The following is a 12462-nucleotide window of genomic DNA, read 5'->3' as shown; positions in this document are numbered from 1 at the left end:
AATTTATATTTCTTAAATCTAAATATCCAATGAATTAAGAAGGTCTTTTAGCCTAGGGTCAGAAGGTCTTGGAGCATCTGCACTCACAATATTCCCTTTTTTATCTAACAGAATAAACCTTGGAATTCCATCAATGACATAAGAACTTCCAAATCCTCCTTCTTTTCGATAGTTTTTTCCTCCATATAATTGAACTCCCGTCATTTCTTTAGCTGCCACCATTTTCTTCCATGCTTCATGTGCTCTCTCATTATCTACAGAAATACTTACGAAATGAATATTCTTAGCGCGATATTCTTTTTCTACCTCCTTCAAATAAGGTAGTTCCTGTAAGCATGGTTGACACCAAGTAGCCCAAACATCTATATAAGCGTACTTTCCTTCTAAATCTTTTAATGAAGTGGTACCTCCTTTATAATTTTCATAATCTTCAAAAGTTGGAGAAGGCTCCCCTTTAACTAGTTTCTTTAAAACATCAAATTTTTCCGTCAGTTCTCGTTTAAACTCCTCATCTTTACTTTCTTTCATAATTCCTTCATAAACTGCCTTGGCATATTCATTACTTGGAGATATAGCAATCGATAAGTTTCTCAATAGATCTTCTTTAATAACCTGACTTTTTATCTTATTAACTTCATCAAGAAACACAAGATCCATCACCTTCGTACTATCTTTCTTTACAGCATTTGCTGCCCGATCGCTAATACTACTCATAACTAATCTTTTATAAGCACTTGATTGCTTATAATCTTCTTCAATATCTAAATCAATCGTCTTTAACTCCTCTAAATAGCCCTCAGGTAAACTCCCCTCCTTAGATTCATTTTTCAATCTTTGGTTGTAATAATATGGATACACATCTAAGTCATATAAGTATTTATAATGAGCATTCTTCTTACAAAAAGCAATAAATGTTTCATCTTTTACTCCGGATGCTACCAGTAACGAATCTATTTTTGTTTTATGTTCTTTTATTTTAGCTTTAAACGGTATAGGATCTAACGCAAAATTATCTTCTTCATTTTCATACACTAAAATACTATTAACTAAGTGATTATTTCTTTCTGATCCTACTCCAGTATATTTCAATGTTTCATCAAAGGCAGTAACATCAATTGACAACGATAGCTGGTCTCCTTTTTTCAAATATAAATTAGAATATTCCCGTCCAATAAACATTTGATATGGTCCATCGGCTATTCGAAGCGTATCCGAAAATGTACCATCAGATGCTAAAGGAATTTCTTTTGTGAAGTTCTCTCCGTTTATACGAACAACTCCCCCTCTGCCATTAGTGACTTTTCCTGAAAAAAGTGCATAATCAACAGGTTTTTTAGCTTCTTCCTGACATGATATAACAGCCAGTAAAGCTAAAAGGAAAACAATTTTTTTCATTGTGTGTTTTTTTAAATTAGTAAGTTAACGAGTAGGTAGTTTATACAATTATTTAGAAGTGATTTTTAGTACTACAAAACTCCTCAAAAAGGGCTAATTTAGTAAAACTTTTCTGAATATAATGTCTTAGGAACATTTATAAATAAACGCTGGAGGGATATTCCGAAAAGTAAATCCTATTTCTACCGAATTAAAAACTTTCTTTAAGAAATTGTACTTTCCCAAACTGTATTGATACTGTATAAAAGCTCCTTCATTTTTTAAGTAATTCGGTATCTTATTGAATAAAATATTCAATTCTGTTTTAGAGATGATTGACAAAGGTAAACTGGAGATAATATAATCTACCTTGGGAACAGATAACTCTTTCAACACCTGATCAAAATAGACTGCTGATTGGTTGTGGATACTAAAATTAGGATACTGTTGAAATTTATTTTTGCAATATGACAGGAAAGTTTGATTTAATTCAAAAGAAATCAATCGGGTTGACCCATGCATTTTATGTAGAATATTTTCTGTGATGCATCCATTACCAGGACCAAATTCTATAATGACCTGATTTTTTTCTATACTTAAATCTTCTGTGATTTTTCTTATTAAATACTTAGAACTCGGAGTCACTGTTCCACTTTTTTTTAAAGTAGAAAGTGCTTCTTTGGTAAATGATTTCAATGTCGCTTTTCTTTATTTTGTTCCCGTTCTGCTAGTATACACAAAATATAAACGTATAACTAATTTAAATTTGGTTTAACTCATTATTTATCGTTCTATTAACATTAAAATATCAATTGAATTACATCATCTATGCACGCCATATTTAGTAACAATCCATTAAAATCCTGTTTTTATTCTGAAAATGATTCAATGGTTTTTTTAAGTATTCATTACATATCTGTTGTAAAACAACAATTACTTCTTTTTGCATAATAAGAGAACCACAAATCATAATCACTCCATTATTTTTTAATGTTTCAGCAATAAAAGTCGCATCTCTTTCTATTAAATGCTGAACATATACTTTCTCACTTGACTCTCGTGAATATGCAGGGATAAATTTTTTGATTTTTTCAGTCTGTAACCACTGCTTAATATCGTTATCATATAACTCTAAGGAAGTTTTATTCCTTGCTCCCCAATAAAGATATGAAGGGCATTTTTTTATATTATTATCAATCATCCCCAGGAAAGGTCCTATTCCTGTACCTGTACAAATCATAATAACTGCACTGGCTCTTTTGGGGAAATGGAAGGATTTATTTTTAATAAGATATCCTTTAATAACTGCTCTCTCACTGAGATTATCCAAATAGGTAGAACAAAGTCCCCGATCGTGTTTTTTGACACTTAATTGAATTTCTTTTGTTTCTTTTAAATACCCAATAGAATACAACCGTTCTCGTTCGCCTTCTTTGGGATAAATCGCTAATAAATCTCCGGATACTACCTTTTTACGTCCCTCTCTGGTAATGTTTATTAAAAAAGTATCGTCAATATTATCTGCCGCTTTTGTTTTATGAAGCACTGTAAATTCTTCTGTTTTGGTATGGACCGACACTACTTCTTCTCTATTCAAAACAATTGGAATTCCCATAGCAGCTCCCCAGGCATTTCCCCAATCGCTAAACGATTCAAATGACTGATTATTCACAGTATGAACTGGTACTAATTGAGTTGTATATGGCAGTTTTTTTAACCAGGAATCTACATCAAAAGCATATTTACAAAAATCTGGATATGAAAGGGATCCAAAACCGATAACTGAATAAGTATAGCTATTAGATGTATTATAGGTGTCCAGTATTTTTCTGAATTTTGTGGCATTTGTCGGAGATTCCCCCAAACCATAGGTAGCAGTCATTACAATCAGGTGTTTCATCTGATCAAATTCCTTAAACTCATTTAGCTCCGTTATGTATGCTTTTTTTCCTTCTGATATCAATGCTTTATAAAATGCATTGGCGAATCGCAATGTCGAACCATTCTCCGAACCTACTGCTATAATAAAATCACACGTTTTGCTACTATAAGCATTTTTGATTCTTGTTTTTCTTCTCTCCAGACTCATCCTAAACCCTGAATAAATAAAAAACGGAATAGCACAACAAGAAATCCCCAAAATGACTGCCCACCAAACACTTCCTTTTCCTGTATGTAATAAGATGCTGACTCTGGAGACCAAAGTAATAAAAGGATAATTTTGTTCACTGAGGATATCTCCGGTATATTGATTGACTAATATTTCTTTTTGGGTCAGTTTTATATGATAATAATCTTCCACATCTGAAGAAAAAGGGTATTCTATCGCTTTTAGATCTCCTACAGTATATTTATTAAAGACCTCAAAATTCTTTCTTTTTTTCACCGGATTCTCTCTAATATTAACATAATCAACTGTATGTGATATGTCTACCTGAGGAATTATCGAAAAACGAAGTAATGACAAATAAACACCGGTAATGGTTATAATAACAATAGGAAGTAATGTCCATCTTCCAAAAACAATATGATAATATTGAGAAAAATTATAATTAACAATAGTAGTAAAGAAGCCTACAAAACTTCCTTGCCTGCGTATGATCAGAAAAATTCCCGAGATAGCGATCAATAGCAATAAAAGTGAGGCAAAACCAACAAAAAAACGTCCGATTGATCCCATAAATAGAGACCGATGCAGATTCGTCATAAACTTAAAAATAGCATGTCTCTCTATAATCTCTCCTATTTTTTCTCCGGTAAAAGGATTTATATAGAAGGTTTCATCTCCATGATCCGTGATGGCAGATATTGCAATAAAATCGTTTTCGTCCTGGCGAATGCTCAATACTTCTTCATATTGATTTCCTACAGTATCCAGTAATTCAGCAATCGTTAGTGAAGAAGCTCCATTGACATGATATGAGGTATAATTATCCGACACCGGTTCCAGTGCCAATACAATTCCTGTTAAGGAAGCTATTATTAAAAAAAGAAAAGAAGATATAGCCAAAGCTAAATGGCTATATCTCCAAAATGATATCGTCATAAAATCGACTTGAATTAGTTTGGTATCATTCGTACATAACGGATATATCCACTACCGTTTACTTTATTTCGTATGGTTGATGACTGTAATGGTATTTCTACATCTTTACTATAGTATTCCTGGTTTTCTACTGCCGTTTCGAATCTGATGGTATATCCTGCATCAATTTTTTCTTCATCAATTTCCAATATACTAATATGACGTTCTCCATTTCCTATTGTAGCTCCTGTTATTGCATCTATATCTTCATTAATTCCATTAGAAAAACTCCACCATTTTGGTAAATCAGAATACCACTCTTCATCATCCCCTAAAACATTAAGTGTTTTTTCATACTTCCCATCTGGTGTCATTAATGAGGTGACAACATATGCTTTTTCTCCTGTATAATTAATCATCTGAATCATACATTTATATTTTTTGGTCGCTGTACTTTTATATGCTGTAAAAGATGCTGCTACCATAAAAAAAGCAATTAGCCCTGTTAGTACTATATATTTATTTTTCATAATTAAGGTTCACTTATAATCAACAATTATTTTTTTATACTATTTCAAAAATTGAAGATCTACTTTTTCTTTCTTCAAAAACTCATTATCAATAGCCAAATCAAAAACAGTTTCATCAAAATCTGTTTTAATATTCGTATCAGCTCCTAAAGAAATTAAAAATTTCAATATTTTATCGTTCTTAGATTTCATCGCTGCATAGTGTAATGCTGTATTTCCATTTGCGTCTTTGGCATTGACATCTATTTTAAAATCAGACACTTTCTTTACTAGTTCGAGATCATTCTTATCCACAGCCAAATGTAAAAGTGTTCTTCCATCTTTCTGCTTCTCTGCAATGGATAATCCTCCTTTTTGCAAGGCTGCTATTTTTTTATCAAAAAATGCTTTTCCTTTTCCATTAAAAGACTGTATTAAATGAAAAGCTAAGTTATTTCCATTTTTGTCTTTTAGATGAACATCTGCACCTTTAGAAATTAAATAGGACACTACTTCATCCGTATTTGTACGGATTGCTCTGGTCAATGCTGTTTCTCCTTTTTTATTTACGGTAGTAACCGCATTTGATTTTTCTGCTAAAAATTTAACCGCTGCCAGTGTATTTCGTCCTGCGGCATTAAATAATGCTGTATTCCCCTGTTCATCTTGTTTATTGATGTCAACTCCTTTATTCAAGAAAAATTCAAAAACTTTTGTATCCGTCGCATTGGCTACCTTATGTAATGGAGTTATCCCTTTGGCAGTCGTTATATTGGGTTGAATTCCTAGTTCTTCCAAATAAGTTAGTAGTGACAATGTGTTTTCCTGAGTCGCATCCACGAATAAAAATGCGTTCCCTCCTACTTTTGTATGTTCCTTATAAGAAACTCCTCGTTTTATCAACTGGTCTAATAATTCTTTATTTCCAGACCTAACAGCAAAATTAAAGATACCATTTCCATCATGATCTATACTGTTTATAGCTAACCCTTTGTTTATAAAATAATCGACCATTGTCAGGTCTTTTAACCTAGGAATAATCAGATGAAGAGCATTGCTGCCATGATGATCTGTCTCTTTGGTAATATCTGCTCCATTGGCAATACAAAAGTCGTATAGTTTTTGATTTTGTTGCCCGGTCACTGCTGCAAAAAGTAATAAAGTAAACCCATGAGAATCTCTTAGATCCATTTTTGCTCCTTTATCTTTAAAATATTTCATCAAAGGCAGGTTTCCTCTATAAGCTGCCCAAAAAATATAAGTTCTAAAATCGTGTGTTTTTTTATTTACAGAATTTCCCTTTTGAACCAAGTAATCTATTGTTTCTATAGAATTATCCCCAAAAATAGCATATGTAGTAGGATCAAAACCATATGGATCCGCATCATGGATAGAAAATCCCTCTTTAATTTTTTTATCTATGTCTTCTTTAGAAGGGTTGGTTTGCCAGAATTCTTTTTGAAAAAAAGGGTTCTTTTGCTGGGCATGTGATTGGTTTAAAAAGAACACCAGACTGAGAATCAGTGTTACTAAAGTTGCTTTCATTTTTTATTTATATTTAATCTAAATAATGTAGCGGCAAATTAAGTGAAAACCATAATTCGGAACAAGAAATTGGGAAAAAATTACCATTTATAGCTTTCTTCAAAAAACTATCTACTAGTCTTCTTTCTTTGCGTGTAATAGTAAGTAGTCTGAATAATACAAAGCATCTTGTATATCATAAATACAAGATGTTATTCAGACAAAATCTGAAGCGTATTAAGCTTCTATATAAAAACGGGGAGGCTCCTTAGTCTTTTACTATAATCATGGTTGCCTTTACACCTGTAGCAAGATTCCAGTGGTTAGATGTGATCAATTTTCCCTCGTCATCATACAACTGAAATTCTGCAGTATTAGGACCTGAGGTACCTTGATTTAACGCTTCAATATCAATTTTATTAAATCCTTTGAGAAGATCAATGGTCATTCCTCTAAACGAACCTTCTAAATACACATTAGAACGAATGATATCATCATTCAAATAAATGCGTACCAAATCTCCATCAACTTCCCCATAATCCCGATAAATAATATTAACGAACTTCCCATTGCTTTCAAAATCCCCAAAATACTGATCTGTTTCATTAGCTTTTGCCGTTTCGTCATCTTCTTTGAAATATTTTGGAGTTCCATCTACCTGAGGTTTATAAAAATTATCTTCCTCATTCATACTAAATGATTGCTTCTCTTTTTGGTAGTCTTTTAATTCTTCTGGTTGCTTATGCAAATTTATGGTACTACTAGGTTTTGTTAAACCTGTGGACATCTTATATCCACTAAGATTGGTATTCTTAGGAGTGCTTCCTATTTTTAAAGATGACTTAGAAGTTTCTAGCTGCGCCTGCGCTCCTACAACTGATAATAAAGTCATTATTGTGATTACAATTCTCATTTTCTTTCTTTTTCTACTTCTAATCAGGTATAAATATAGCTAAAGTCTTTGGCTTGTTGATTAATTTTCCTACAAAATTATGCGTTTAAAACGTAGGAAGTAAGTATCTTTAAACCCAACAAAAAATTCAACCAATTTATAGCAATGAATAAAAAAAATTATTTATAAATTAATTACAGCAAAAAATAAACCAAAGTATGACTTATGTAATCATTAGTGGAGGGATTTTTTTAGTGGCTTTATTTTTGTTAATAAAAAGTCGATTGACTATTACATCTCTTAAAACTAAAAATAAAGAATTGCAGGCTTCTTATGAGGAGGTACAATTTAAATCTAATGAGCAGAATGAATTTATTTATTCTTTGATACAAGAATTAAGAACTCCTTTGTATGGTATTATGGGGCTTACTCATCTTATCGTAGATGAACATCCCGAGATAGGACAAGACAAAAAACTTAAATCATTAAAGTTTGCCGGGGATCACCTATTAACTCTAATCAATAATGTCTTACAAGTACATGCCATTGATAACAATGACATTACAGTACAGCAAACGGTATTCAATCTAAAAGAATCTTTGCAAAACATGCTTAATTCTTTTAGCTATACAACTGATAACAGTAGCAAATTACATTTTAATTACGACCGAAGAATTACCAAATTAGTCAAAGGAGATCAAACAATTTTGTCACAGATATTGATGAATTTGATCTGTAATGCATTGCGATTTACTAAAAATGGAAATGTGTTCTTTTCTGTTGATCTGATAAAGGAATCTCCCACGATTAATACGATTAAGTTTAGTATCAAGCACGATGGAAGCGAACTTTCTAAAGAGGATCAAAATTCTATTTATGATGAGTTCACTAATATAGAAAAAGCCAAACGTTCCTATCTGGGCGCTGGTATCAATTATAAAATCATCAAAAAACTTACTGACACTATTAACAGTACAATCACCATTGACAATAATCCGGCTATTGGTTCTGAATATTCCTTTACTGTTACTTATGAAACGTTCCAGAAACTAGAAGATTATCTCGAACTCCCTAAAGAGAAGGAAGAGAAAATAAAGGTTTTAGTAGTTGATGACAATAAGCTAAACCTTCTGGTAGCACAAAAAATATTAACTAAAGAAAATCTTATTTGCCAAACACTGGATAATGGTTTTGATGCTATAGAGTTATTAAAAAATGAGCAGTTTGATATTGTTTTAATGGATATTAACATGCCTAATTTAAACGGAATCGGAACCACCAAAAGAATTCGAAAGTTTAATACCAAAACTCCGATCATAGCACTTACAGCTGTAGATATAACACAATTAAATCTCCAGATAACTCAGGCTGGAATTAATGATTATATCTTAAAACCCTATAACAAAAATCATCTGCTACAAGTAATTCATAAACATACGATTGCTAAAGACCGTATTATAGAGGATTCGTATTAATAAATGATGATTTGCTGGCCAATGCTTAAAACAGAATTATGTCTGATCGAATTGATCCTGCATATTTCTGAAATATTCATGTGATATTTTCGGGCAATTCTGGATAGTGTATCTCCTCTTTTTACAATATAAATTTTCTTTTGTTCCTCGATGTCTTGTGCTATGTGATCTTTAGATTCATGAACAACAATCTTACTTTGCCTGGTAGACCGGTGAGATCTCGGATTTGTCCACCGTTTAGTTACGAATATTTTTTTAGCTCGAATGGATTGCTTTTTAGTAAAATCAAAGAAATATTCAGGATTCACACTAATTCCGTGGTATCTGATTTCTAAATGCAAGTGGCTTCCTCTTGCATTACCACTCACTCCTCCCTTTCCTATAACCTGACCTTTTTTTACCTCATCATTTTCTTTTACATCATATTCTGATAAATGCGCATAAACACTTTCTAAACCATTATTATGCCGTATAACGACTGTTTTTCCATGCCCTGAATGATACCTGGCATATCGTACTTTCCCTGCTAAAATAGATCGCACATTATCTCCGGTTACCAAATCAATATCAATCCCCTGATGCGCTCTTCTCCTACGCCAACCATATCTGGAAGTAATATACATTACATGATCAACCGGTGCTGCAAATGTTTCTTCTTCAAAATTTAGCTCAATAGGATAGGTTACTTTTTCTTTATGAGAATAAGCATTAAAGCTTTCATTATTCCACAATAAGTCATATTCAGGATACAGACTCTTTACTCTTTTTTCTTCAGCTGCTATATATTTATTAGACCAATCAGCAATATCTTTATTTTTATATATCGGCATTTGAATTACACTTCCTTCTATCGTGAGTGGCTTATATGCTATCGGTACTGCATTATATATTTCTTGAGCTTGTATTCCTAATTGGGTAAGCAATAAAAAGGAAAGAACATACAGTTGTTTTTTACAACACTTCATTAAGCAGTTTTTATATTTTTTGGGAATCAGTTTTTCTATCATAAATGACGTGTGTCTTATAGACATGTTACATTAAATACGACTTTTCTTACTTATTTATAATGTATTCAAACTAGCTAATTAAATAAAATGATCGTTATCAAAACATTATAAAAAAATCGCTGCCAAATTTATTTTTTCTCAGCCAAATATGAAAATACTAGTACAAAATATTTTAACGTTTTTTAAGATACCCGTGGGAAAAATTTAATACTGGTTCATACAATAAAACGAAATAGAAGGAGTTATTTGTGTCATAATTAAAGACTAATTAAATAACCATGAGAAATTTACCCACGTTAGTTGTGTTATCTGGAGCTTTATTTGTAACATCTTGTGTTTCTAAGAAGAAATTCTTAGCAGTAGAGCAAGAACTTCAAAACACAAAAAGTACTTTACAGAAAACAACTGTAGAAAAAGAAGAGCTGGAAGCGAAGTTTGCAAAAATTGAAGCTAGGGTAGCCGATTACAATGCTAAAATCAACTCATTAAGCAAGTCTAATGATGCGAAGATGTCTCTAGTAGACAACACTGTCATTTCTAACGACACCAGAAATGAAATGAACAAAACTCTTGCTAAGGTTGATCAAGGCAAATTAAGCAATGCAAAAACCTTAAAGGATTCTATGAACTTAGCGGTTTCTCACAATCTGAGAAGTTCAATTGAGGACAAACTTGAAGAAGGTGAAGATGTTTCTATTAATGTAGACAACACTGTAGTCATGTTATCGATAGCAGATGATATGTTATTTAATAGTGGTAGTTACAAAGTTAGTAACAAAGCTGACAAAATCTTACGAAAATTAGCTGACGTTATTAATTCTGAGCCTAGTTTAGAAGTTATGATTGAAGGGCACACTGATTCCAGAACTATTAGTACTCCTGTATTAGAAGATAATTGGGATCTTAGTGTAAAAAGAGCTACATCAATTACCAGATTATTACAACATAAGTATAATGTAGATCCTTCTAAACTTATTGCTTCAGGAAGAAGTAGTTATGTTCCTTTAGTAGAAAATGACTCTAAAGAAAACAGAGCAATTAACAGAAGAACTCGAATTGTCTTATTACCTAACTTAGACAAATTCTTCTCCATGCTATCTGCAAATGAATAAAAACATTTTAATTGTATTCATTAATACAGTTAAAATACTTCAATAAATTAATTTTATTAATCTCCTGATCTATATTATATAGGTCAGGAGATTTTATTTTAATATACTAATCTATAATACGCGCATTTCAAATAAGCGCCTTCTGCAAAAGTGACCGGATGATCTATATCGTGATATGTTTTTTCTAATAACTCAAAACGATCATTCATCTGGAGAATTGCTTCTTCGGTAATCTCAAAAAAGTCTTCTGCAATGATTCTCGAAGAACAGGAAGCCAGTACTAAAATTCCATTTTTAGCCACCAATTGCGCTCCTAATTTAGCTAACCTACTATAACTGTGTTTTGCTTTATTTATCTCTGCCGCACTCTTTGCGAACGAAGGAGGATCAATAACCACTATATCAAAAGTTTTCTTTTGAGAGATTAAACGCTGTAACCCTTCAAAAGCGTCGGAAACCATAGTAATATGTTTACCTTTAGGGGCATTCAAAGCTACATTTTCTTTTGCCATCTCCAATGCATGCTTACTGATATCCAGGCTTGTAACCTCTTTAGCTCCCCCACTTAATGCATGAACAGAAAATCCGCCTGCATACGAAAACACATCTAGCACTGTTTTCCCTTTTGCATAGGTACCTACCTTCTTTCTATTGTACCTGTGGTCTAAGAAATATCCTGTTTTGTGTCCTTTGATCACATTCGCAGAGAATAAAACTCCATGTTCCTTAAAAATAACTACTTCACTTTCCAAAGAACCATACAACACCTCACCATCATAATGGCCAAAAGAAGTATTATTCCCCTGCAATAATCGGCTTAATCTAAGTACTACTGTTTTACAACCGCTAGTTTTTATCAAATAAGGCACTATTTCTTTTAGATACGGAAACCAAATATGAGAATACAATTTAATAACTAATACATGATCGTATACATCAGCAATAAACCCAGGAAAACTATCATTCTCCCCAAAAATTAATCGATAGCTATTAGTAGCTGTTTCCAATAACTTAGTACGTATTTTTTTTGCCTCATCAATTTTAGCTTCAAACCACTCCTTATTAATTAATGCTTGCTTTTTATATTGAATTAACTTAATTCGAATTGGAGATTGAGGATCAAAAAAACCACAGGCTAAAAATGAATTTTTCTTAGAGTCATAGATAATTGCCAGGTCTCCTGCCTCTGCTGCTGCACTTTGTTTCGTAATACTATCCTGAAAAACCCAAGGATGTCCTCTTCTAACCATTTTCTCAGCAGAGGGTTTTAGTTTTACAGCTATTCGTTTGGTTTCAATTATTGGTAATTCTTTCATCAAGAACAAGAATAATACAATTTTACAGATCTAAAAATTATTACGCTAAAAAATTAAAAAGCGCTTATCTCAAAAAATTAAGATAAGCGCTTTAAAAATAAGTATCGTTAAATCATATTATATGTAATTAGATATAAAAGCTTTTATACCTGCTTACATAATGATAGACGACCCAGTTTTAGTTTTGTTACATTAAATTCAAAAAAAATATTCTTTTTTTAACGAATA

Annotated in this window: 10 protein-coding genes; 2 read left to right on the top strand and 8 right to left on the bottom strand. The window is 32.1% G+C overall.

The features are described from left to right. Positions 1–18: 18 nt before the first annotated feature. From HN014_RS17255 to HN014_RS17230, 6 genes are all read right to left on the bottom strand, one after another. Positions 19–1395: a TlpA disulfide reductase family protein gene (locus HN014_RS17255; protein WP_176030094.1), complete on the bottom strand. Its 1377-nt coding sequence runs from the start codon at positions 1393–1395 to the stop codon at positions 19–21. A 126-nt stretch (positions 1396–1521) separates the two neighbouring features. Continuing rightward, positions 1522–2070 carry a class I SAM-dependent methyltransferase gene (locus HN014_RS17250; protein WP_176030093.1) on the bottom strand — a complete coding sequence of 183 codons (549 nt, stop codon included), beginning with the start codon at positions 2068–2070 and terminating at the stop codon, positions 1522–1524. Positions 2071–2215: 145 nt separating this feature from the next. Continuing rightward, positions 2216–4420 (bottom strand): PepSY domain-containing protein, encoded by a 2205-nt coding sequence (locus HN014_RS17245; protein ID WP_176030092.1) that lies wholly within the window; start codon positions 4418–4420, stop codon positions 2216–2218. Positions 4421–4434: 14 nt separating this feature from the next. Beyond that, on the bottom strand, positions 4435–4929 hold the full coding sequence (locus HN014_RS17240) for a DUF2271 domain-containing protein (RefSeq protein ID WP_176030091.1): 495 nt from the start codon (positions 4927–4929) through the stop codon (positions 4435–4437). A 39-nt stretch (positions 4930–4968) separates the two neighbouring features. Next, on the bottom strand, positions 4969–6453 hold the full coding sequence (locus HN014_RS17235; RefSeq protein ID WP_176030090.1) for an ankyrin repeat domain-containing protein: 1485 nt from the start codon (positions 6451–6453) through the stop codon (positions 4969–4971). A gap of 247 nt (positions 6454–6700) precedes the next feature. Further along, positions 6701–7345 carry a hypothetical protein gene (locus HN014_RS17230; protein ID WP_176030089.1) on the bottom strand — a complete coding sequence of 215 codons (645 nt, stop codon included), beginning with the start codon at positions 7343–7345 and terminating at the stop codon, positions 6701–6703. Positions 7346–7542: 197 nt separating this feature from the next. On the opposite strand from HN014_RS17230, the gene HN014_RS17225 reads away from it, so the two are divergent. Continuing rightward, the gene (locus HN014_RS17225; protein WP_176030088.1) at positions 7543–8799 is read left to right on the top strand and encodes a response regulator; all 1257 of its coding nucleotides are present in this window, start codon (positions 7543–7545) and stop codon (positions 8797–8799) included. Here the strand turns inward: HN014_RS17225 and HN014_RS17220 are convergent. Then, entirely contained in the window at positions 8796–9764 is a 969-nt protein-coding gene (locus HN014_RS17220; protein ID WP_254884030.1) for a peptidoglycan DD-metalloendopeptidase family protein, read from the bottom strand. The genes HN014_RS17225 and HN014_RS17220 overlap by 4 nt on opposite strands. Before the next feature lie 320 nt (positions 9765–10084). Here HN014_RS17220 and HN014_RS17215 point away from each other — a divergent pair, with 320 nt between their 5' ends. Continuing rightward, on the top strand, positions 10085–10918 hold the full coding sequence (locus HN014_RS17215; protein ID WP_176030087.1) for an OmpA family protein: 834 nt from the start codon (positions 10085–10087) through the stop codon (positions 10916–10918). A gap of 98 nt (positions 10919–11016) precedes the next feature. Here HN014_RS17215 and HN014_RS17210 read toward each other — a convergent pair whose 3' ends face one another. Further along, the gene (locus HN014_RS17210; protein WP_176030086.1) at positions 11017–12234 is read right to left on the bottom strand and encodes a class I SAM-dependent rRNA methyltransferase; all 1218 of its coding nucleotides are present in this window, start codon (positions 12232–12234) and stop codon (positions 11017–11019) included. Positions 12235–12462 lie beyond the last annotated feature (228 nt).

Origin of the sequence: Aquimarina sp. TRL1 (assembly GCF_013365535.1) — a bacterium.
GTDB lineage: Bacteria > Bacteroidota > Bacteroidia > Flavobacteriales > Flavobacteriaceae > Aquimarina > Aquimarina hainanensis.
This window is presented reverse-complemented; position numbering and strand designations above follow the sequence as displayed.

What these genes read in the sequence shown, in the direction of transcription:
- HN014_RS17255 (WP_176030094.1), bottom strand. Translation starts at nt 1,395, where the DNA reads ATGAAAAAAATTGTTTTCCTTTTAGCTTTACTGGCTGTTATATCATGT.
- HN014_RS17245 (WP_176030092.1), bottom strand. Translation starts at nt 4,420, where the DNA reads ATGACGATATCATTTTGGAGATATAGCCATTTAGCTTTGGCTATATCT.
- HN014_RS17240 (WP_176030091.1), bottom strand. Translation starts at nt 4,929, where the DNA reads ATGAAAAATAAATATATAGTACTAACAGGGCTAATTGCTTTTTTTATG.
- HN014_RS17235 (WP_176030090.1), bottom strand. Translation starts at nt 6,453, where the DNA reads ATGAAAGCAACTTTAGTAACACTGATTCTCAGTCTGGTGTTCTTTTTA.
- HN014_RS17230 (WP_176030089.1), bottom strand. Translation starts at nt 7,345, where the DNA reads ATGAGAATTGTAATCACAATAATGACTTTATTATCAGTTGTAGGAGCG.
- HN014_RS17225 (WP_176030088.1), top strand. Translation starts at nt 7,543, where the DNA reads ATGACTTATGTAATCATTAGTGGAGGGATTTTTTTAGTGGCTTTATTT.
- HN014_RS17220 (WP_254884030.1), bottom strand. Translation starts at nt 9,764, where the DNA reads ATGAAGTGTTGTAAAAAACAACTGTATGTTCTTTCCTTTTTATTGCTT.
- HN014_RS17215 (WP_176030087.1), top strand. Translation starts at nt 10,085, where the DNA reads ATGAGAAATTTACCCACGTTAGTTGTGTTATCTGGAGCTTTATTTGTA.
- HN014_RS17210 (WP_176030086.1), bottom strand. Translation starts at nt 12,234, where the DNA reads ATGAAAGAATTACCAATAATTGAAACCAAACGAATAGCTGTAAAACTA.